Origin of the sequence: Streptococcus sp. 27098_8_22 (assembly GCF_041432415.1) — a bacterium.
GTDB classification, from domain to species: Bacteria; Bacillota; Bacilli; order Lactobacillales; family Streptococcaceae; genus Streptococcus; species Streptococcus pseudopneumoniae_M.
Window position 1 is genome coordinate 645,766 of sequence record NZ_JAPVZP010000001.1, and the last position, 22,382, is coordinate 668,147.

Below are 22,382 nucleotides of genomic sequence, written 5' to 3' on the forward strand. Positions count from 1 at the left end.
TTTATATCTTCCTAATATGATCTATTGGATATTGAGCACGCGCCCCTCCAATGAGTTTTGGTCGACTAGCAAGTGCCGTTACATGAGCCTGACCAATCTCTCTTAAGACTGGTCGAATGGGTACTTGAACATGTTTGATATGCATACCGATAGCTGTATCACCAATGTCTAGACCAGCATCTGCCCTGATAAATTCGACCTCCACGGGATCCTTCATATAGCGAAAGGCAGCTAACTGACCAGAACCTCCTGCATGTAAGGTCGGGAGTACACTCACAATCTCCAACTGATGTTTTATAGCTACTTCTCGTTCAACAACTAAAGCCCGATTGACATGTTCGCACCCTTGAACAGCCAGGTGAATTCCCTTAGCCGTCAACAGTTCCAACATAGTCTTGACAATAAGTTCACCGATTTCCTGACTCGAATCTTTTCCGATGTGTCCTCCCAGCACTTCACTCGAAGACAAACCCAAGACAAATAATGCTCCCTCCTGTAAAGAAGCCTTGTCTAATACATCTTCAAGTATCTGCTGTGTTTCTGTTTGAATCCGTCTTTGGTCCATATTTCACCTCGCTCTTTTTCATTCTATCATATCGTTTTTCATCAATTTTAGCAAGATTGGAAGACGTAGGAATACCATTTGCTAGGATTCAAAAACTATATGAGGGCTCTTTTTAAAAACTGATTCAAATTCATCTAGTTTCAAATATAAGATAAATTATACTTTGAAAACAAAAAAATATAATAGTTTAGTAAAATCGTTGATGTAACAACATTTACACCTAAAAGATTTGTCTGCCAATTCGATTATAAGCTACCGAAAAGCAACTTCTACAATTCTATCCCATTTCTTCTATTAAAGCTACTAGTTTGCTTATTTTTTAGCCACTTTTTCGTCCTTGTAGATTTAGATGATGATTCAGAAAATTTTCATGAAATTATGATCAAACTTTAATTTCGCTTTCAAATTATAATATGTCGGTTTTTTGAATACAAACTGTATCCAATATTTTAAAAAACTAGATTTTACAGAGAAGATAACAAAAGGCGGTGGGACAGAAATCGATAGACAAAGTCTCGATTTCGTAGTCCCAGCCCCGCGAGGATGATTAGGAGCTTTTTGGAGTCTAAAAGACGAACAAAAAGTTCAATCAGCTACCGCGTCAAAGTTTGATTGCTAATAAAAAGTGAGGTCGGGATCTTTTGTCCCAACCTCTTTTTCTAGATTAAACTTTTTGGAGTCCTTGAACCGCATCATGATTGATGAGCACTTGACCATATTCTTGTAGAACCGAACGGCTGATGTCGCTATCATCCGCAAATTCTCGCATACGAGCCAGTAACCAAGCTGGATAAAGATTTGGTCGATCCTCTACATCCACTAAGACTGTCAGATAATACTGGTCATTCATCTTATAGAGTTCTGAAGTTTCCATTTGATAAGTAACTGTCTTCACAAAAGCAACTAGACTAGTCAGATTATCAAAGCGTAAGATATAGTAGATATAAGGTTCTCTTTTTCCTTCTTCTACCCCAAGTGCTTCGTCAAGCGCTGCTTCCTCTTCCTTTTCAACCTGTTCTAAAGATTGAATAGCTTCAATATCGTCTTTAGTTTTTTCTGCCATGGTTTTCTCCAAGGTTTTCAAAAACTCATCTGGAGACATTTTAGCTAACTCATCCATATCAGGAAGATCTGCCAAATCGTCAAAATCCAAATTCTGGTCGATCTTAGATTTTGTCACAAAGACATCAACCTTATCTGGCTTAGGAGTCACTCGGAAGCTAAGCATACCCGTATCCAAAAAACTATCTGGCATCTCTAGCTCATCCAAAATGGCATAGAAAAATTCTTCTGTTTTTTCTTGTGGAACGAGAAAGTCTGCGATTTCCATTCCACGATCCATCAAATCTTCTAAAGACATGGTGATTTTCAAAGTTGTATCACTGATTTGTTTCATTTTCATAGTTCGTAACCTCATACTTTCAGTTCTATCTATTATACAAGATTTCACAGATTTTATCAAAAGAATGGCGTTGGAATGTGATATAATACTAGTATCTAATTTAGAATATAAGAAAGAAAGTTTTCATGAAAAATATAAAAGTTAACGCTTTGGCTAGCTTGCTGGTCAATATCTTGAATATCGTTTTTCCTTTGATTACTAATCCCTATCTAACACGGATTCTTAGCAAATCGAATTACGGTTACTTCAACACTGCCAACACCTGGGCAAGCTTTGTCATTCCACTCGCTGCCTTTGGGATTTACAATTATGGGATTCGAGCTATCAGTAAGGTTAAAGATGATAAGAATAAGATCAATTATGTCTTCTCTAAGTTATTCTATATTTCCCTGATTACTTCAGTTCTGACAACAGCTATCTATTTCCTCTTTATTCACTTTGATACTAGCATTGTCAATCTAAAAATCCTTTATTATATCCTTGGAATCCAGGCCCTTTTCCAATTCCTAAATATTGAGTGGATGAATGAAGCCTACGAGAACTATTCTTTTATCCTTTATAAAACACTGGTTATTCGTATTGGAATGTTGGTCGCTATCTTTGCCTTCGTCAAGACACCTGATGATATCGTCCCTTATGCCACAATCATGAGTGCGACAACCATTATCAACTATCTGCTCAGCTTCCTCTGGATTAAACGAGAGGTTTCCTTTGTTAAGATTGAGTTCATCGAACTTCTCAAGTCATCTAAACCACTCTTAACCATGCTCCTTCTAGCAAATGCTAATATGCTCTATACCTTGCTAGACCGTATGTTCATCACTAAAGGACCTGATGAGAATTTTATCTCCTACTACACCATCGCCTCCAGTATCGTTATGCTGATTGCTAGTGTTCTTAGCGGAGCTATCAACGTCAGCATCCCACGACTTGGTTATTATCTAGGAAAAAAAGATTTTACTTCTTATAAAAATTTGGTCAATCAGGGCGCATCTCTCTTTTACTTCCTCATGGTCCCTACTAGTATCGGGATTATGGTTTTAGGAACTTATGCGACTGTTATCTACTCTTCTGAGAAGTATATAGAAGCAGGAATTGTAACAAGCGTCTTTGCCTTTCGAACCATTATCTGGGCTATCGAATTAATCCTTGGTAAGCAAATTATCTTTATCAATGACCACGAAAACCGATTAACAGCTTTCTACTTTATCGGTGGTGGTGTCAATGTCATCCTAAACTCTCTACTCCTTTTCAACAACATCTTTACTCCTGCCTACTACATCGGGACAACGATTATTGCTGAGGCAATTGTGGTTCTACTTGAAATCCGCTTTATTCAGAAACATAAACTCTTGGATTTGAAAGAGATTTTTACAACCTTGGCTCGATATACAATCGTATCACTCGGTTTCATCCCAATTTATTATGTTTTTAAAATCCTCTTCCAAGTTTATAGCTATGAAGTTACGATGAAGATGATTAGCATGGTTCTATGCACAATTGTTGCTTGCGGCATCTATTACGCTATCACCCTCTTTATTATCAAAGATAAAACACTTCATTATGCACTTGACCTAGTTCGTGCAAGGATTAAAAGAGGATAAAGGTCTGTATCCCTCTCAAAAGTGTTCAGATTAAATATTATGCAACAAAAAGAAGACCTTACAGAGTCTTCTTTTTTCTATATGGTCCACACAATAAATACCCACTCAATAAACTTGTTAGAGCATACGAAGTTAAGACGACACCGACCTAGCTTTAAAAAAATTAGAAGGAGCATCACTTACAAATCTACTGTTAATACCTTCCCAGCTCTCACGACTTGCTCACCTGCAATGTAGACATCATCAACATCACTGGATTTGACGGCATAAACGAGGTGAGAGAGCATGTTTTCTTGAGGTTGGAGATGGATTTTTCCTTGGGGTTGAATGACGAGAAAATCTGCTTGTTTGCCGACTTCCAGGCTACCAATCTCATCTTCCATTCCTAACACCTTAGCACCCTCGATTGTCAGTGCCTTGAGGGCAATCTCGATTGGAAATTGACTGGCATCACCACTCTTCATTTTTTGCAAAAGGGCTGCAGTGCGTCCTTCCTCAAACATATCGAGATTATTGTTAGAAGCAACTGAGTCCGTCGCAATACCAACTGCTACTCCAGCCTTTTGAAGTTGGATAATCGGTGCAATACCCGAAGCTAGTTTGAGATTGCTAATAGGATTGTGGGCGATAGCGACTTGCGAATCTGCCAAGCGGGTAATTTCTGCTTCATTTAACTCCACACCATGGGCAAAGACAGCTTTATGGTCTAAATAGCCAAGCTCATCCAGAAAGGCTAATGGGCATTTGCCATAACGTTTCAGGATAATCCCTGACTCTTCCTGTGTTTCTGCTACATGGATATGAAGGGGAATATCCAGCTCTTTTGCCAAGTTCAAACTAAACTCCAGTAAGTCTCGACTACAACTGTAAGGCGAATGAGGGGCCACCATGACCTTGAAATTGGGATCCTGATAGCCTTTGATTGTCTCGATGACAGATCGAGTTCTGGCTATGGTTTCATCCGTCGTCTCGGTTTCTGAAGAAAAGAGGGTCGGAGAGAAATAGCACCGCATCTTGGAAGCCTTGACCGCATCATAAATCTCCGCTATATCCACTCCATTAGGATTGTACATATCATTGAAAGTTGTCGTTCCTGACTGGAGCATCTCTGTTAGCGCCTCTTTGACGGCCTTTGTGGTCATCTCTGGTGTGAACTCTGCTTCTGCCGGCCAAATATAGTCCTCTAGCCATTCGTGGAGATTGCTATCATCACGAATCCCCCTCAAGCCTGTCATTGCAGAGTGAGTATGGCAGTTAACCAAACCAGGCATAATCCAAGCACCCTGATAGTCTATGATTTTATCTGCTTGCTTGAGAATTTCTTGATTCTCCTGACCGACATAGACGATTTGAGAATTTTCAAGAGCTAAGATACCATCCAGGTAGACATGGAAATCTTGGTCACAAGTCACGATATTTACATGCTGAAAGACTTTCATCAATAGGCTCCTTTTCTAAATTATACTCTTCTAAAATCTCTTCAAACCGCGTCAACGTCGCCTTGTCGTATGTGTAGGATACTGACTACGTCAGTTCCATCTACAACCTCAAAACAGTGTTTTGAGCAGCCTGCGGCTAGTTTCCTAGTTTGCTCTTTGATTTTCATTGAGTATTAGCTTTCATACCAGATAATTTTTCTAGCTATTGTAACAAAAAAGTCACCCGAAGGCAACTTTTCTTGTTGTTTATTGGCATTATAAAGGCTCTCCCATTTATTCTGGGCTAAAAGCAGCTGCTTCTTGCATTTGATAGTATTTACCTTTTCTCGCCATGAGTTCCTGATGATTGCCATATTCGACAATATCTCCATCGACCAAGACAAGAATCAAATCAGCATCTTGAATGGTCGATAAACGGTGGGCAATGATAAAGCTTGTGCGCCCCTTCATGAGTTTGGCAAAAGCATCCTGAACCAGCACCTCTGTCCGAGTATCGATGGATGAAGTCGCCTCGTCTAAGATTAGAATCTTAGGAATGGCTAGAAAGACGCGGGCAACGGTTAAAAGCTGAGCTTGACCAGCAGACAAGGACTCCCCTGCATTTTCAAGCTTGGTATCATAACCCTGTGGCAATTGTTGGATAAAGAAATCCGCGTTTGCTGCCTTGGCTGCTGCAATGACATGCTCTCGGCTAGCATCAGGATTGCCAAAGGCAATATTGTCATGAATGGTTCCCTGCTTGAGCCAAGTTTCTTGGAGCACCATCCCAAACTGTTGTCGAAGAGATGCTCTAGTATAGTCATAAATAGAACGACCGTCTAGCAAAATATCTCCGGAGTTAATCGGGTAAAAACGCATGAGGAGATTGATAAGGGTAGACTTCCCTGCACCCGTTGGTCCAACGATAGCAACCTTACTACCCGCTGGGATATCAATAGACAGATTCTTAATCAAAATCTTTTCAGGATTGTAACCAAAAGAAACATGTTTAAAGGAAATAGCTCCCTTGACTTGGTCGCTGTTCAATTCTTTAAGACCTGTTTCTGTAACCTCTTGACTTTTTAGAACAGCATAAACACGTTCTGCACAAGCTAAGGCGCTTTGCAACTCGGCTAAGACTGATGAAATATCGTTAAAAGGCTTGGTGTACTGCTGCACATAGTTCAAAAAGGTCACTAAACGCCCAACCGTCAAAGTAGAACCCGCCATGATGCGCAAGGCTCCAACACCAGCTAGTAGTGCATAAATGAGGGCATTAACAAAACGGGTGGAAGGATTGACTGTCGATGAATAAAAGATAGCCGACTGAGAATAACCTGCGTAGTTGTCATTTGCCTCATGAAGTCTCTCGATAAATTCTTCCTGAGCATTGAAGGACTGGATAATGTTCTGTTGGGTGAGCGATTCTTCTATCAACTGAGTCTGAATCCCCCTAGTCTCTGTCTGCTTTTGAAAGAGATGGTAGGATTTCTTAGCGATAAAGCGTGAAATGACCATAGATAGAGGTGTTAAGAGCAGAACCAAGAGAGTCATCAATAGATGGATTTGGAGCATAGCAAGGATGCTGACCAAAATCATCAAAACTCCTATGAAAAATTGGTTGAAAATCATATTCAGACCCGCTGCCAACTGCTCGATATCTGTCGTGACACGGCTGACCATTTCTCCACTACCTTGTCTATCTACAAGGGCAATCGGAAGACGATGGAGCTTTTCAATGATTTTTTCGCGCAAATCTCTGGTATAGGAGAAAATCAGTCGATTATAGAGGAGAGGATTGGCCCATTGTACCAGCGTATTCCCAATGACCACCAGAATCATCTGGAGGAAAATCTGCCAAAAAACCTGGGATGAACCATCGACTAGGACTTGGTCAATCACCTGTCCTATCAAGATTGGTAGATAGATTGATAGGGCTACCTGAGCAATGGTACCCAAGAAAGCCAGGAAAAGAAGGACGGGATGACCAGCTAAATCTTTTGCTAATCGTTTAATGGTTTGGCTTGCATGTTTGCCTTTCATTCTAGTCCTCCTTTCCATGTTGGGATGCATTAATTTCACGATAGACTTGGCTAGTCTCCATCAATTCCTCATGATTTCCAAGTGCTAATTGCTCCCCTTTTTCTAAAAGGAGAATTTGATCAGCAATCTTCAAGGTTGAAGTTCGTTGGGAAATCAAGATCAAGCTGGTGTTTGGTAGGTTATCTTGAACAGCCTTCAGAAGATTGGACTCAGTAATGGTATCAAGAGCCGAAGTAGCATCATCCAAGATGAGGAATGGTGCTCGACGCAAGACTGCCCGGGCAATCGATAAACGTTGCTTTTGCCCACCTGAGAAATTACGACCACCTGCTTGAACCTCTGCGTCCAGTTGACCTTCCTTGTCACTGACAAAGTCCTTGGCTTGAGCAATTTCCAAAGCCTGCCAGAGTTCTTGGTCAGAGATAGGGTCTTCCATACCCAGAGTCAAGTTAGAACGAATGCTTCCCTTAAAGAGTTCAACTTTTTGAGAAACATAAGCCATCCAGGACCGCCATTCAGAAAAATTGCGAGGACTACGTCCATCTCGATAAAGGAAAATGCTTCCCTTATCTGCTGTATAAAGGCCAAGTAGGACCTGTACCAAACTTGACTTACCAGAACCAGTCCCCCCGATGATTCCAAGAATTTGTCCTTGCTGCATAGCAAAAGAAAGATTTCGCAAGGATGGTTGAGCTGCATCTGGGTAGGTAAAGCTCAAGTGACTGACTTGTAATACTTGACGCCCGTGCACTTTTCCTGCTTGAATCTTAGAATGAATATCTTCAGGTTTTTCAGCGAAGACTTCCTCAATGCGCTTTGCTGATATATAAGACTGGTTGAGTGAATTAATGAGCATGGCTAGTTTTATCAACTCTACCAAGATTTGTAGGAGATAGTTGATTAAGGCAATCAAGGCACCTTGACTGAGCCAGCCTCCCTGGATAGAAATATAACCATTCCAGATAATCACCAGCAAAGTTCCATTGACGATCAAATAGGTCAAGGGGGTCAAGAGACTGGACCAGTAGCCTGTTTTTATTTGGATAGCTGTATAGACTTGATTGAGTACTTGGAAGTTCTCGATTTCTCGTTTTTCTTGGCCAAAGGCACGAATCACACGCATACCTTGTATCTGTTGGCGTGTTTCCTGAACCAGCTGGTCTGTTTTCTTTCTCAAAATACTATAGAGAGGATTGACCAAGCGTGATAACACGACAATGACAAAGGACAAAATGGCAACCATGACCAAAAACCAGAAGGTCAATTCAGGCGAGAGACGATAAGCCATAAAAATGGCACCAAAAACAATAATAGGAGCCCTTAAAAATAGGCGTAAAAATTGATTGATCCCTGTCTGAATCTGATAAGTATCTGAAGTCAAACGCGTCACCAAACTCGAGGTCGTTAAGCGGTCTCTACTATCCTTGGGCAAGGAAAGAATATGACGATAGAGGTCATTGGTTAACTCCTTGGCAAATCCTACTGCTGCCTTGGCTGAGTAAAACTGAGCAACTAAGGCTACCAAAACGCCGATAACCGCAAAAACAAAGAGGAAACCCATTTGCATCCAGAGGTGACCCTGATCTTTTTTGGGGATAGATTGGTCGACAATCCCAGCTATCACCATGGGTACCAAGAGTTCAAAAACGGCTTCTAGCAGCTTAAACAAGGGCGCTAGAAATGATTCCTTGAGGTAGGGTTTAAAGTAAGAAAGTAATTGTTTCATATGTCCCTTCTATTTCCAAAATGAAGAAGGTGGAAAAACCACCATCTTTTTACTTATTCAAATATGGAAGCAGGTAGCCATAACCAGCCTCTTCCATTTCATCCTTAGCAATGAATCGTAAGGATGCAGAATTGATACAATAGCGTAAACCACCTAGTTCCTGAGGTCCGTCTGTAAAGACATGTCCCAAGTGAGCATTTCCTGAACGTGAACGAACTTCGATACGTTCCATACCATGACTCAAGTCTTGATAGTAATGGATAAGCTCTTTAGAGATTGGTCGGCTAAAACTTGGCCAACCACAGCCTGAAGCAAACTTATCCTTGGCAAAGAAGAGGGGCTCACCAGTCGTGATATCGACATAAATTCCTTCCTCAAAAGTTTGGTCATAAGCATTGCTAAAAGGAACTTCCGTCGCTGCCTCTTGGGTAACTCTATAAGACTCTTCTGACAAACTTTCTCGCAAAACTGCCTGACTAGGCTTTTCGTAGTTAGCAGCGTCTATGAGTGGCTTCTCTGCATCTCTCACATCAATGTGGCAATAGCCACCAAGATTTTTCTTGAGGTAGTCTTGGTGATAGTCTTCAGCTAAGATATAGTGGCGAAGCTTCTCCACTTCCACTGCAATTTTACGACCGATGAGGAGTTCTTGTTCGCGAACTACTGTATTGATAGTCGGTAAATCCTCTTCATCTAGGTAATAAATCCCTGTGCGGTATTGACGACCACGGTCATTCCCTTGTTGGTTGACAGAAAGAGGATCAATGACTCGGAAATAATAGAGTAAAATCTCACGGAGCGAGACCACCTTTTCGTCGTAGACGACTTGCACAGTCTCTGCGTGATCTGTTTCTTTGATCAGTTGATAATTGGTGGTTTCTACCTGACCATTAGCATAACCAACACTTGTTTGCAACACTCCAGAAATACGGGAAAAGTATTCCTCTAAACCCCAAAAGCAACCACCTGCTAAATATATTTCTGCCATTTCAAATCCTCCTTGACCGTCTGTCGGTCGACAAAACTGGAAATCATTTCATATCCCATGTTTCATTTTCAAAAAAAGGACAGGAAGCCTCTAATAGAGAGTTTCCCCATCCTATTGTTCTGTTTATTTTGCTTCGACGCGAACGCCTTGTGTATCTACTTGCAAATCATGAAGCTTGCCTTTGAAAGGTTGCTTTTCAAGTTCAGCCTTAATCTTAGGCATCTTGTCAGGATCAGCCAAGACCATAACAGTTGGACCAGCACCAGACAAGTAGGTCGCATAAGCACTATTTCTCTTAGCAACTTTCTTGATGGTCGCAAATTCTCTCACCAGTTCTTGACGGTAACGCTCATGGAAAAGGTCACTCTCAATAGCCTGGCCTGCTTTGACCATATCTCCAGTCAGTAGGGCTGCAATAGCCACATTGGCGATAGAACTTGCTGCAACAGCTTCTTTATAAGAAAGCTTCTTAGGCAAGACACCACGACTATCTCGAGTACGTAATTCATAATTTGGAATGTAGGCTAGAAAGGCACACTCTGGAAAAGGCGCCACAACTGCTGAAACCTGACCCTCGACTGAGCTTGCAATGACCAGATTTCCATAGATAGCAGGTGCAACATTATCAGGATGTCCTTCAATCTTAGTCGCCAATTGCAACTTATCGTGATCCGTTAATTTTAGGTTCCCTAATTGATTTGCCAGCTCAATTCCTGCAACGATGACTGAACTAGAAGAACCAAGTCCACGCGCAAGTGGAATATCACTAATCATTTTCAGACGTCTTGGTTGTAGGTCTGGAACAATTTGTAAAGCAATCTTCAGCAAAAGATTACGTTCATCACGTGGAATCCATTTGCCTAATTGGTGCTCGATCATCCATTCTTCACGTTCCTCACAAACCTGAATTTCTAGATACTTAGTTACAGCTACACCAACAGAGTCAAAACCAGGACCCACATTGGCACTTGTAGCAGGTACAATAATCTTCATCTTAGTCTCCTAAAACCTTGAAGGTGTTGAGAAGTTCAAACTCGGCTACCGCCTTCAAAGCGTCTGTAATATTTTCAAGCTGTGCCTTGTTAATCTTATGGGTAATGATGACAATACGAGCCTTTCCTTCTTGCTTACCATCTTGAAGGATTTGCTTGAAGGAGATATCTTCCGCATTAAAGAGTTCTGCCAATTTCAAGACTTGCCCTTTTGAATCTGGAGCCAAGATTGAGAAATAGTAGTTGGCTTTGACATCTTCTGGCTGAGCCAAAACAAGGTCACGATGGTATTCGTTAAAGGCTTTTCCAATGGTACCGTCATTCAAACGACGAACGATACGGGCGATATCAGCTACAACACTTGTTGCAGTTGGTTTTTGACCTGCACCTGGTCCATAGTACATAGACTCGCCGATACCGATAGATTCCACAAAGACCGCATTCATAACACCGTTAACACTTGCGAGTGGATGAGCTTTAGGAAGGAAGGTTGGAGTAACCTCGGCAGCGATTCCAGAAGGTGTTTCTTCGATAGAACCTACTAATTTAACAACATAACCAAGTTCTTGAGCTACTGCTACATCTTCTGGAGTAATGTTGCGAATTCCTTGGTGGCCTACATCTTCAAACTTAACATTCATTCCAAATGCAAACTGACTGAGGATGACCATCTTATAGGCCGCATCAATCCCGTCAACGTCATTGGTAGGGTCGCTTTCAGCAAAGCCAAGTCGTTGGGCTTCTGCCAAAGCATCTTCATAAGACCAGCCTTCTGTTACCATTTTGGTCATCATGAAGTTAGATGTTCCGTTCACAACACCAAGAACACGTGTTATTTTGTCTGATGCTAATGAGTTAACCAAAGTACGAAGGATTGGAATTCCTCCTGCAACTGCTGCTTCGTAGTATAGGGCAACATTGTGAGCTTTGGCTACCTCAAGCAATTCTGCACCATGGACTGCCAAAAGATCCTTGTTAGCTGTCACGACATGTTTCCCTGCTTCTAAGGCACGAGTGATAAAGGTTTTAGCAGGTTCGATACGCCCCATCAACTCAACAACGATCGTGATGTCTTTGTCTGACAAGATTTCATCGATATTTGTTACAAAATTAAAATCATTTCCTGCTTCAAGCAAGCGGGCTTTCTCTTGATCGTCTTTGACCAAAACTTTAGCTACTTCAATTTCTGACTGAGCTGCTTGAACAATTTTTTCTTTATTTTCCTTTAGCAAGAATGGCACACCACTGGCTACTGTACCAAATCCAAGTAAAGCAATCTTAACTGACATGTTTGTCTCCTCGAAATTTTCTAATAGTCTTATTATACCAAAATTGTGTGAAAATTCCTACCATTCTAAACTAAAAATAGGAGCACCAAATCACAAAAAGAGGCTGGAACAAAAGTCCTAGCCTCTCAATTGCCTTTGGATTGTCGAGCAAGACGCAGTGGTTGAGTGGACTCTAACTACGCTGATTTCATCAGCTTTTACAGCCCTACTCAACTGTGCGGAGGTGGGACAACGAAATCGAATTCTAACGAATTAACGATTTCTGTCCCACTCTCTCTATTTTCAATCTATTTTACAAAAGCCAATTCCTTATCACTAGACAAGTCTTCTCGATAATTGAAACCCGCAAAGCTAAGCTTTTTAATCTCTTCAACTGAAGTCACCTGACCTTCCATCAAGGCTGTCAAAAAGGATCCTCTGGCTTTTTTTGAAATGGTTGAATGGATTTTTAGTTTTCCATCTCTTTCTTCCATGAACTTGAAGGTCATCATTTTCTCACGGATTTCTTTTGGAAAGACAGTTTCAAACTCAGAAGACAAGAGTGAAAAGATTAACTCCTGGTCTTTCATTGACTCTTCATAGGCTGACTGCCAGTGATTTTTTAGGCTTTTCCCAGCAACTTTAAGCTTCATCAAAAAGTCCAGTCTGTGAGGTGCAATCAGCGCAAAGGCTGGGATCACACCATAGAGAGCTGACGTTATCATGAGGTGTTTCTCCAGATAGGTTTGCTCCTCCTTGGTGAGATCGTCCCGTTTGATGTTGCGATACATGAGTCCATCAAAGAGGTGCAAGGCTGGATAGTTTGTCGCAGTTTCATTTTTCAAGGCCTGGATATGGTCATACTCCTCTTGCGCTTTTTCGGCAGATATTTTGTAAAAACTCTCCAGCTCTTGGGCAGAATATCTGGCCAATTCATTCAGCACTGCCTGACTTTCAGGACGTAATGGTCTAGCCTCTAAACTAGGAATTTCGGTGTTCATTTCTTTTGCGGTTGGGATTAGAATTTTCATAGTGTTAGTGTAGCATATTTTTTTAGGACTACCAAGGATTTGAGCTTAAATAATACGACCTTCCAAATGATCCAATTCATGTTGACAAATCTGTGCTGGAAATCCTGTCAGGGTAATGGTTTGCTCTTGCCAATGGATATCTCTGTAGCTTACTGTAATCTTCTCATACCGAGTTGTAGGTCTGACACCTGTCAAAGACAAACAACCTTCCTCTGTCTCGTATGGTCCTTCAAAAGATTGGAGAACTGGATTAAACATAACCATGGGAATCATTCCGATATTAAAAATAATGACGCGTTTTTGTACCCCAATCATATTGGCCGCTAGTCCAACACAGGTTTCTCGGTTAGCCAATAGAGTATCCTGCAAATCCTTTGCTAAGGGTAAATCTTCCTGACTAGCAGGCTGGGATACCTGCGACAAAAACAAGATATCTTTTACAATTTTCTTTTCCAAGATTCTTTCCTCCATGCGGTATCATTCTCTTTGATTATAGCACAAAATCTTTGGCAGTTTACCTTTATATACAAACAAAAAGCCATCCGAAGATGACTTTCATAATGCTTAAATAGCGTTTTTATCTTTTCCAAGTGCTCGTTGGATTGCTTTAACAATCTCAACAAGGACCACAATCATAAGCGCTCCTACGGCAACAACCATCCATTGAGTCAAACTCAAATGTGACACGTGGAAGAGATTATTAAATCCAGGAACCAAGATTGTCACCATCAAGAGGACAAAGGCAACTGGGATTGACCAGTTAAAGGTCTTGTTCTTGAAGAGTCCAACCGTAAAGATTGATTGGTAAACAGACTTGACGTTAAAGGCATGGAGCAATTGGATCAAACCAAGAGTTGCAAAGGCCATGGTAAGGGCATCTGCATGGATTTCACTTTGAACTTGATGCTCTGGGAAGAGAATAGCCCAACCATAAACACCCAGAACGAGCATGGTTTGGAAGATACCTTGATACATGATAGCACCGAAGACACCACCATCAAAGAAGTTAGACTTACGTCCACGAGGTTTGTGGGTCATAACACCTGGCTCAGCTGGTTCAACACCAAGGGCAATGGCTGGAAGCGTATCTGTTACCAAGTTAATCCAGAGAAGATGTACTGGTTGCAACACATCCCAACCAAAGAGAGTTGCAAAGAAGATGGTGAAGACTTCAGCCATATTGGCAGACAAGAGGTATTGGATAGATTTTTGGATATTTGAGAAGACCTTACGTCCTTCTTCAACCGCTACGATAATGGTTGCAAAGTTATCATCAGCAAGGACCATATCTGAGGCTCCCTTAGAAACCTCTGTACCTGTAATCCCCATACCGATACCGATATCCGCTGTCTTAAGTGATGGCGCGTCATTAACCCCGTCACCTGTCATGGCAACAACCTTACCTTCTTTTTGCCATGCTTTCACGATACGAACCTTGTGCTCAGGTGATACACGGGCATATACAGAGTATTGCTTGAAGACTTTTTGGAATTCTTCATCAGAGAGTTCGTTCAACTCAGCTCCTGTAAAGACATGGTCTTCTGTATCATTTGGATCGATGATTCCAAGACGTTTAGCAATAGCCTCTGCTGTATCTTGGTGATCACCCGTGATCATGATTGGACGGATACCTGCTTCTTTAGCGACACGGACAGCTTCTGCTGCTTCAGGACGTTCAGGGTCAATCATTCCGACCAAACCAGAGAAGATGAGGTCAGACTCAACAATTTCAGATTCCAAGGTTGGAATTTCGTTACTTGTCTTATAAGCCATCATCAAAACACGAAGGGCTTGTTTAGCCAAGTCTTTATTGGTGGCAAGGATAGCATTCTTGTCTTCTTCTGTGATTGGGCGAACTTCCCCATTGACTTCAATACGAGTCACGCGCTTGAGCAATTGGTCAGGTGCACCCTTGACAGCGATAAAGTAAGAACCGTCAGCTTCCTTATGAACGGTAGACATTAGCTTACGGTCTGAGTCAAATGGCAATTCAGCCACACGTGGCTCATCCTTCAAGGCTTCACGAACATCAAAGTTGTGATCCAAACCAAACTGTACAAGAGCTGTCTCAGTTGGGTCACCAATCAGCTTACCAGATGGGTCCACCTTGGTGTCATTGGCAAAGTTCATGATACGAAGGGTATTGTTATCGGCAGCAATTTCAGATGCCGAGCTTTGCAATTGACCGTTGGTATAAACTTTTTCAACCGTCATTTGGTTCATGGTTAAAGTACCTGTTTTATCAGATGCGATGATTTCTGTTGAACCAAGCGTTTCAACCGCTGGCAATTTACGGACGATTGAATTCCGTTTTGCAAGGGTTGTAGTTCCCAATGATAGAACGATGGTTACAATGGCAGGGAGACCTTCTGGAATCGCAGCAACCGCAAGGGCAACCGCAACCATCAAGCCTTCCAACGGATGTTCACCACGAACGAATACACCAACCAAGAAAGTAATAACGGCAATCACAACAATCAAGTAAGTCAAGGCCTTAGACAATTGTTCCAAACTTTGCTTCAATGGTGTCTCTGTCTCGTCAGCATTAGCCAACATATCTGCAATCTTACCAACTTCTGTATACATACCAGTGTTGGTCACGACCCCAATACCACGACCGTAAGTTACGTTTGAGTTTTGGTAACCCATGTTAACACGATCCCCGATACCAGCATCTGCTTCAACAAGTCCTGTCACATCTTTTTCAACTGGGACAGACTCCCCTGTAAGAGCTGCTTCTTCAATTTTAAGGGAAGCTGCTTCAAACAAACGCATATCTGCAGGCACGACATCTCCTGCTTCAAGCAAGACGATATCCCCAGGGACCAATTCTTTTGAGTCAATCTCAATCACATGACCATCACGACGAACACGAGCCATCGGGCTAGACATATTTTTCAGAGCTTCAATGGCTGCTTCTGCTTGCCCTTCTTGGTAAACCCCAAAGGCAGCATTCAAGACAACAACGGCCAAGATGATAATGGCATCCGTTAGACCGTCCATTCCTTCTGTAATCACAGAAAGTGCCGCTGCCGCAAGCAAGATGATAATCATCAAATCCTTAAATTGATCAAGGAATTTAGCTAGTAGGCTACGTTTCTCTCCCTCTTCCAACTCATTACGACCATAAGTCGCTAAGCGTTCTTGAGCTTGAGCAGTTGATAAACCTTCGATAGATGAGTCCAAGTTCTTTAGGACTTCCTCTGAGGCTTGTGTATAAAACAAGTCTTTATTTTGTTCTTTTGACAAAACAGTCTCCTCCTTTTTGGCCTCTTTTTACAAAAAAAGAGACCTGTTTTTTAAAAAAACAAGTCTCGCTGTTTAATATAGTGCCGGAAATAATTCGTAATGACGACACTATCGCGGTTAACCGCCAGCTACTCCCTTGAGTAGTTCTATTATATCAGAATTTCAAAAGTTTTCAAGTTTTGAGGTGGGGTTACTCAGCACTCTCATCATAGGTGCGATCGCTGATAATATATCTTGGACGTTGTTTGGTTTCTAGATAGATTTTCCCAATATATTCACCAATTACACCAAGACTAATGAGTTGAACCCCGCCAAGTAAACTTACAATGGCGTAGGTACTGGCCCATCCAGCTACTACATTACCAGCAAATTTGCTCCACAAAACCCAGATAATCAACAAAAAACTAAAAAGTGAAGTCATAACTCCCAAGCTAGTAATCAAGCGAATAGGTTTAATAGATAGGCTAGTAATACCATCCATTGCTAGACCAAGCATTTTAGAAAGTGGATAGTGACTTTCTCCAGCAATTCGTTCATGGCGTTTATAAGTCACGTAGGAATACTTAAATCCTACAAGAGGCATAATACCTCGAAGAAATAAGTTTACTTCTTTAAATTTAGCAAGTTCATGAATAAAACGTTTGGAGACTAAACGATAGTCAGCATGATTAAAAACGACATCTGCTCCAAATAAATGCATCACCTTATAGAATCCCTCTGCTGTAATACGTTTAAAAGCCGAATCTGTCTCTCGGTTATCACGAACGCCGTAAACAATCTCTGAACCTGACTTGTATTCAGCAATCATCTGACTCATACAATCAATATCATCTTGACCATCTGCGTCAATGGTAATCACGATATCCGCAAATTCTGCAGCTTCGTACATCCCAGCAAGAACACTACTTTGATGACCGCGATTTCGACTCTGCGAAATACCTACTACATATGGATTCGATGTGGCATATTCTTGGATAAGTTCCCAGGTTTTATCCTTACTGCCATCGTTCACATACATGACCCTACTTAGTGGATGAACCTCTTGATTTTTCACAAGCTCCTCTATTTTTCCCACAAACATCGGATTTGTATGAGGTAACACTTGCTCTTCGTTATAACATGGAATCACGATATATAAAATCGGATTATTTCTACTCATTTTTGACTCCTAATCTTTTAATCCCAAAGGGAAAGTTTGTCCCTCTAAATGCTCTGACAATCAATTCACATCCTACCAAAGTCAATATTGTCACAACACTTGTTGTAACGTAGCCATTCACAAAAATACCGGTGTATCTAGTAGATAATTGTAAAACTAATTTTTCTACCAATACTAAAACAATCGGGGCATGGACACCATAGTAAATCAAGGTTCTTTGACCGATTGATTTCAAGAGAGTCATTTCAGGAATTGACTTAAAGAATATGAGGGTAGACCATATACCTGAAATTGCAGCAATGTAAAACAAGAGATGGTTTCCTATTTGCTGATAGTAGAGATCGACAATCTGTCTTCCACTCCAATGATAGTTTAACCTACCAACAAATATAGTTAGCAATAAGGCAAGTGGCAAATAATAAATTGTAAAAAACTTTTCTATCTGCGCTAAATATTTTCTCACTCCGACACCTAAGAGCGTAAAGATAATGGCTACAGGGACCAGGTCAATATTCCAGATAAGATAAAAATTCCAGGCATAGATTTTTTGTCCCAAAAAGACTAAAAATAAGAGTGATACACTAATCAAAAGCCATTGGATAATGGTCCATTTTTTTCTGAGAATAAAGTAACTAAAAATATGTGCTAAAAACATGACATTCAGAAACCATAACTGAAAATAAACATGCAGGCGGTCTGACAACAATAACTGTTTAGTAAAATGAATAAGATTAAAACTAAACACTTGTTCAGGATACATGACAAAGAGTTGAAAGAGAAAAACAAAAATATTCAGGCAAAAAAAGGGAACGACCAAACTTTTCACCTTGCTAAGAAAATATTCCTTAAATGTTTTGTATTTAGTGACATTTAAAGTAAAACCTGACAAGAAGAAAAATAAGGGGATATGAAAAACATAGAGGAGTATTTTTGCACGAAGAGGCACAAAACTACTATGCCCTATAATAACAAGTATAATCGCTAGCCCCTTAGCCATATCTAGGTAACCTATGCGCTTTTTCATCCTATCTCCCTTCTCCTGTTCTTAGTCGATAAAGACTCATATCAGAAGTGACCACCTCAACTTCTTCAAAATAAACATCTTTCTGGTAATGTTCTTTCATTATTTTCTTGACTTGATCCATCTTTCCTGAAGAGGGTGACCAAAAGAATAGGATATTCTCCTTATCAATAGCAGAAGAAAGAAGATTACTAGGCTCCTCAACATTATACTTTTTCATTAATTGATAATAATGTGGCGAAAAAGTTTGCCAGTTACCTAAGGTTGTTGTATTTTCAACCAACTGATCAGGCTTCCTTCTAATCGTAGCCAAGCTCGATTGAGAATTGACAAGTGTTCCATAACCGCCAAAAACAAGCAATTTATCAGAATGTTTTTCCACTACATCATGATACTCTGATACCATGGATGATTGAATGATTGGGAACCAGTAAAGTTCTTGTCCCACACTATTTACCCAGGCCATACTCGCCAGCATTCCTACAAGTTGTAGACTATAAAAAATTCCTCTTTTTTTCAACAGTTTACGCTTATTGTAAAATAAGGGCGCATAGTAGACGAAAAAGATTAAAAAGCTAACGATAATCGGGATATAAACACGTTCTACCACTCTCTGCCTAACAAATAGAGCTCCAATTAGTACAAATGGAACAAGGGGGAGTAACCAGCCATAGACTTTCTTAGGTTTGAAGAACAAAAACCAGCCAACCATAACAAGAAGAAAGGTTGTCAAAATGATATTTTGGAAATAATCTTTCACCATCTGAAATACATTAAAGGAGTACTTTTCAGAGAAAGAACGTACGGATTGAATTTTTGTTAATAACTCATTGTTCAAAGCATCTTTTTCTGCAAACAACCAGTAGGTTGAAGCAGATAAGTCGTTTTCACTGACCCCCAATTCCTGAAATTCCTTGGCATGCTTCTCATACTCAATCGCAGGGAAATCTCTCAAATTGGTACTTAGAGTATTCCAATTTAGGTATTCTTGAACATCTGGTCTCATTAAGGTATAAATTTTATTGGAAGCAAAGATAAGAAAAATGACAGCAGACAACAAGAATAATTCTTTTTTCTTTTTTCCTTTGATTACTTCAAAAGCTAGGAAGGGGAGTAAAAGCAATAATAAACTGGCAATAATTTGTGGTCTAATCGACAACCCTATCAAAGATAAGAGCACTCCAGTTATATATTTTCTATCAAATAATAATAGTATCCCTGCTGTCGATAACAAGTAAGCAATGACTGAAAACGAGAAATACTTCATTAAAACCATTTGAAGCAACATTACTAAGGGAAGTAAGAAATAATATTTCTTTCTAAAAAAGAACTCCAAATAGATACTAAAACTCAAGCAAAAACTGAGAGCTAAAAAAATAAAATAAATATTCCAATTTGTAAATAATTGTTGAAAAAATACTAAAGCAGATGATAACAAAATTCCAATATAGGGAAGCAACATATTATCACCAGATAATATGGTTTGATTGACCATGATATCATCAACCACTGGATAATCAAACCCCTTAACTACTCTATAGCCATAAAAAATAAGAAATGGTAGCAACAGCAAACCAATTCGAATCATTCTATCTGTGATTTGTTTATGGGTCATGGAAAACTCTCTCTAAAATTATGATTACTTTATATTCTATCATATTTCAATCAAAAAATCTGTTGAATCAATGCAAATCTCCCCAACCCCTCCATTTGAATTTTCCTTGGAAAACCAGTATAATGAAAGAATACTAAAATGCTAGAAGGGGAGTTAGATGAATCAATCGGTTTCAAACTTAAAATTAGCTGAGCGTGGTGCCATTATCAGCATTTTGACCTATCTATTCTTGTCTGCAGCTAAGCTAGCGACCGGACATTTGCTCCATTCATCCAGTTTGGTAGCAGATGGTTTTAATAACGTTTCAGATATTGTTGGAAATGTAGCCCTTCTCATCGGGATTCGTTTGGCTCGCCAACCGGCTGATAGAGATCATCGCTTCGGCCACTGGAAAATCGAGGATTTGGCAAGTCTCATCACTTCCATCATCATGTTTTACGTTGGCTTTGATGTTCTACGTGACACCATCCAAAAGATACTCAGCCGAGAACAAACGGTCATTGACCCACTTGGTGCGACTCTGGGAGTCATCTCTGCCATCATCATGTTCGCCGTTTATCTCTACAATACCCATCTGAGTAAGCAAGCTAAATCAAAGGCCCTCAAGGCTGCAGCTAAGGACAATCTGTCAGATGCCGTAACATCTCTTGGAACTTCTATTGCTATCCTGGCTAGTAGCTTCAACTATCCAATCGTGGATAAGTTGGTCGCTATTATCATCACCTTCTTTATCCTCAAAACAGCCTATGACATCTTTATCGAGTCATCCTTCAGCCTTTCTGATGGTTTTGATGAACACTTGCTAGAAGATTATCAAAAAGCTATCATGGAAATTCCTAAGATTAGCAAGGTCAAATCACAACGCGGTCGTACCTACGGAAGTAATATCTATCTGGACATCACACTTGAGATGAACCCAGACCTCTCTGTTTTTGAAAGTCATGAAATCGCGGATCAGGTCGAATCCATGTTATCAGAACGCTTTGGCGTCTTTGATACCGATATTCATATCGAACCAGCACCAATCCCTGAAGATGAAATTCTTGATAATGTCTATAAAAAATTGCTCATGAGAGAGCAACTAATTGACCAAGGAAATCAATTGGAAGAATTACTGGCTGAAGATTTCATTTATATTCGCCAAGACGGACTAGAACTAGACAAGGAAGCCTATAAGGAGGAAAAAGAATTAACCTCTGCTATCAAAGAGCTTCACTTGACGTCCATTAGTCAGAAGACAAAACTCATCCGCTATCAGATTGGTGACACCATCCATACAAGTATCTGGCGCAGACATGAAACTTGGCAAAATATATTCCATCAGGAAACGAAAATTGAAAAAGACTAAAGAAAGAGGCCGGGACAAATCCCGACCTCATTTTTTATACTTATTTTGCTACGCTCTTAGCAAGAACGAAGTTTCCAAGTGTAGCTGAACCATTACCTGCAACAGCTGGTGTTACGATATAGTCACGTACATCTGGAACTGGTAGGTAACCATTGAGAAGAGATGTGAATTTTTCACGTACACGGTCAAGCATGTGTTGTTGGGCCATAACCCCACCACCAAAGACGATGACATCTGGTCGGAAAGTTACGGTAGCATTAACCGCGGCTTGAGCGATATAGTAGGCTTGAACATCCCAAACAGGGTTGTTGAGTTCAATGTTTTCCCCACGAACACCTGTACGAGCTTCCAAACTTGGACCAGCTGCATAGCCTTCCAGACATCCCTTATGGAAAGGACAAACACCCTTAAACTCTTTTTCAATATCCATTGGGTGTCTAGCCACATAGTAGTGTCCCATCTCAGGGTGTCCGACACCACCGATAAATTCACCACGTTGAATAACACCAGCTCCGATACCTGTACCGATTGTGTAATAAACCAAGTTTTCGATTCGTCCACCTGCGTTATTACGTGCTACTACTTCACCGTAGGCAGAACTATTAACGTCTGTTGTGAAGTACATTGGTACGTTCAAAGCGCGACGTAGAGCACCAAGCAAGTCAACATTTGCCCAGTGAGGTTTTGGTGTAGTTGTGATAAAGCCATATGTTTTTGAATTTTTATCGATATCAATAGGACCAAATGAACCGATTGCTAGTCCTGCAAGATTATCAAATTTTGAAAAGAATTCGATCGTTTTATCGATTGTTTCAATAGGTGTTGTTGTAGGAAATTGTACCTTTTCTACAACGTTAAAGTTTTCATCACCGACAGCACAGACAAATTTTGTACCGCCCGCTTCCAAGCTTCCGTATAGTTTTGTCATGATAAACCTCTTGTATTTATTTTCT

17 protein-coding genes are annotated in these 22,382 nt (G+C 40.5%); 2 read left to right on the forward strand and 15 right to left on the reverse strand.

The annotated features are described in order from the left end of the window. Nucleotide 1: 1 nt before the first annotated feature. Together O3633_RS03125 and mecA are read right to left on the reverse strand one after the other, a co-directional pair. Complete coding sequence (locus O3633_RS03125; RefSeq protein WP_049526246.1) at nt 2-565, reverse strand: TIGR01440 family protein; 564 nt, start codon at nt 563-565, stop codon at nt 2-4. Between the two features lie 664 nt (nt 566-1,229). Then, the gene (gene mecA, locus O3633_RS03130; protein ID WP_371620351.1) at nt 1,230-1,967 is read right to left on the reverse strand and encodes an adaptor protein MecA; all 738 of its coding nucleotides are present in this window, start codon (nt 1,965-1,967) and stop codon (nt 1,230-1,232) included. A gap of 125 nt (nt 1,968-2,092) precedes the next feature. On the opposite strand from mecA, the gene O3633_RS03135 reads away from it, so the two are divergent. Next, entirely contained in the window at nt 2,093-3,571 is a 1,479-nt protein-coding gene (locus O3633_RS03135; protein WP_371620352.1) for an oligosaccharide flippase family protein, read from the forward strand. Nucleotides 3,572-3,750: 179 nt separating this feature from the next. On the opposite strand, the gene O3633_RS03140 is transcribed toward O3633_RS03135, so the two are convergent. The 12 genes from O3633_RS03140 to O3633_RS03195 form a co-directional block, all read right to left on the reverse strand. Next, the gene (locus O3633_RS03140) at nt 3,751-5,010 is read right to left on the reverse strand and encodes a TRZ/ATZ family protein (protein WP_371620353.1); all 1,260 of its coding nucleotides are present in this window, start codon (nt 5,008-5,010) and stop codon (nt 3,751-3,753) included. A 273-nt stretch (nt 5,011-5,283) separates the two neighbouring features. Further along, nucleotides 5,284-7,032: an ABC transporter ATP-binding protein gene (locus O3633_RS03145; protein ID WP_371620354.1), complete on the reverse strand. Its 1,749-nt coding sequence runs from the start codon at nt 7,030-7,032 to the stop codon at nt 5,284-5,286. Nucleotide 7,033: 1 nt separating this feature from the next. Continuing rightward, nucleotides 7,034-8,758, reverse strand: coding sequence for an ABC transporter ATP-binding protein (locus O3633_RS03150; RefSeq protein ID WP_371620355.1), 1,725 nt, complete (start codon nt 8,756-8,758; stop codon nt 7,034-7,036). Between the two features lie 49 nt (nt 8,759-8,807). Next, entirely contained in the window at nt 8,808-9,746 is a 939-nt protein-coding gene (gene msrB / locus O3633_RS03155; RefSeq protein WP_049529977.1) for a peptide-methionine (R)-S-oxide reductase MsrB, read from the reverse strand. 123 nt (nt 9,747-9,869) lie between these two features. Beyond that, nucleotides 9,870-10,739, reverse strand: a complete 870-nt coding sequence (gene thrB, locus O3633_RS03160) for a homoserine kinase (protein WP_371620356.1) — start codon at nt 10,737-10,739, stop codon at nt 9,870-9,872. 1 nt (nt 10,740) lies between these two features. Continuing rightward, nucleotides 10,741-12,027, reverse strand: coding sequence for a homoserine dehydrogenase (locus O3633_RS03165; RefSeq protein ID WP_371620357.1), 1,287 nt, complete (start codon nt 12,025-12,027; stop codon nt 10,741-10,743). A 287-nt stretch (nt 12,028-12,314) separates the two neighbouring features. Next, nucleotides 12,315-13,037 carry a peroxide stress protein YaaA gene (yaaA, locus tag O3633_RS03170; protein WP_371620358.1) on the reverse strand — a complete coding sequence of 241 codons (723 nt, stop codon included), beginning with the start codon at nt 13,035-13,037 and terminating at the stop codon, nt 12,315-12,317. A gap of 45 nt (nt 13,038-13,082) precedes the next feature. Further along, nucleotides 13,083-13,493: a peptide deformylase gene (locus O3633_RS03175; RefSeq protein ID WP_371620359.1), complete on the reverse strand. Its 411-nt coding sequence runs from the start codon at nt 13,491-13,493 to the stop codon at nt 13,083-13,085. A gap of 108 nt (nt 13,494-13,601) precedes the next feature. Beyond that, complete coding sequence (locus O3633_RS03180; RefSeq protein ID WP_371620360.1) at nt 13,602-16,286, reverse strand: cation-translocating P-type ATPase; 2,685 nt, start codon at nt 16,284-16,286, stop codon at nt 13,602-13,604. A 190-nt stretch (nt 16,287-16,476) separates the two neighbouring features. Next, complete coding sequence (locus O3633_RS03185; protein WP_371620361.1) at nt 16,477-17,445, reverse strand: glycosyltransferase family 2 protein; 969 nt, start codon at nt 17,443-17,445, stop codon at nt 16,477-16,479. Beyond that, the gene (locus O3633_RS03190) at nt 17,438-18,469 is read right to left on the reverse strand and encodes an acyltransferase family protein (protein WP_371620362.1); all 1,032 of its coding nucleotides are present in this window, start codon (nt 18,467-18,469) and stop codon (nt 17,438-17,440) included. The genes O3633_RS03185 and O3633_RS03190 overlap by 8 nt, the downstream gene beginning before the upstream one ends. A gap of 1 nt (nt 18,470) precedes the next feature. Then, complete coding sequence (locus tag O3633_RS03195; protein ID WP_371620363.1) at nt 18,471-20,081, reverse strand: hypothetical protein; 1,611 nt, start codon at nt 20,079-20,081, stop codon at nt 18,471-18,473. Nucleotides 20,082-20,238: 157 nt separating this feature from the next. Here O3633_RS03195 and O3633_RS03200 point away from each other — a divergent pair, with 157 nt between their 5' ends. Next, nucleotides 20,239-21,429, forward strand: coding sequence for a cation diffusion facilitator family transporter (locus O3633_RS03200; protein ID WP_371620364.1), 1,191 nt, complete (start codon nt 20,239-20,241; stop codon nt 21,427-21,429). A gap of 40 nt (nt 21,430-21,469) precedes the next feature. Here the strand turns inward: O3633_RS03200 and scrK are convergent, their stop codons facing one another. Next, on the reverse strand, nt 21,470-22,357 hold the full coding sequence (gene scrK, locus O3633_RS03205; protein WP_371620365.1) for a fructokinase ScrK: 888 nt from the start codon (nt 22,355-22,357) through the stop codon (nt 21,470-21,472). Nucleotides 22,358-22,382: the final 25 nt, after the last annotated feature.

What these genes read in the sequence shown, in the direction of transcription:
- O3633_RS03145 (WP_371620354.1), bottom strand. Translation starts at nt 7,032, where the DNA reads ATGAAAGGCAAACATGCAAGCCAAACCATTAAACGATTAGCAAAAGAT.
- O3633_RS03165 (WP_371620357.1), bottom strand. Translation starts at nt 12,027, where the DNA reads ATGTCAGTTAAGATTGCTTTACTTGGATTTGGTACAGTAGCCAGTGGT.
- O3633_RS03125 (WP_049526246.1), bottom strand. Translation starts at nt 565, where the DNA reads ATGGACCAAAGACGGATTCAAACAGAAACACAGCAGATACTTGAAGAT.
- O3633_RS03195 (WP_371620363.1), bottom strand. Translation starts at nt 20,081, where the DNA reads ATGACCCATAAACAAATCACAGATAGAATGATTCGAATTGGTTTGCTG.
- mecA (WP_371620351.1), bottom strand. Translation starts at nt 1,967, where the DNA reads ATGAAAATGAAACAAATCAGTGATACAACTTTGAAAATCACCATGTCT.
- O3633_RS03200 (WP_371620364.1), top strand. Translation starts at nt 20,239, where the DNA reads ATGAATCAATCGGTTTCAAACTTAAAATTAGCTGAGCGTGGTGCCATT.
- O3633_RS03150 (WP_371620355.1), bottom strand. Translation starts at nt 8,758, where the DNA reads ATGAAACAATTACTTTCTTACTTTAAACCCTACCTCAAGGAATCATTT.
- O3633_RS03190 (WP_371620362.1), bottom strand. Translation starts at nt 18,469, where the DNA reads ATGAAAAAGCGCATAGGTTACCTAGATATGGCTAAGGGGCTAGCGATT.
- thrB (WP_371620356.1), bottom strand. Translation starts at nt 10,739, where the DNA reads ATGAAGATTATTGTACCTGCTACAAGTGCCAATGTGGGTCCTGGTTTT.
- scrK (WP_371620365.1), bottom strand. Translation starts at nt 22,357, where the DNA reads ATGACAAAACTATACGGAAGCTTGGAAGCGGGCGGTACAAAATTTGTC.
- yaaA (WP_371620358.1), bottom strand. Translation starts at nt 13,037, where the DNA reads ATGAAAATTCTAATCCCAACCGCAAAAGAAATGAACACCGAAATTCCT.
- O3633_RS03140 (WP_371620353.1), bottom strand. Translation starts at nt 5,010, where the DNA reads ATGAAAGTCTTTCAGCATGTAAATATCGTGACTTGTGACCAAGATTTC.
- msrB (WP_049529977.1), bottom strand. Translation starts at nt 9,746, where the DNA reads ATGGCAGAAATATATTTAGCAGGTGGTTGCTTTTGGGGTTTAGAGGAA.
- O3633_RS03185 (WP_371620361.1), bottom strand. Translation starts at nt 17,445, where the DNA reads ATGAGTAGAAATAATCCGATTTTATATATCGTGATTCCATGTTATAAC.
- O3633_RS03135 (WP_371620352.1), top strand. Translation starts at nt 2,093, where the DNA reads ATGAAAAATATAAAAGTTAACGCTTTGGCTAGCTTGCTGGTCAATATC.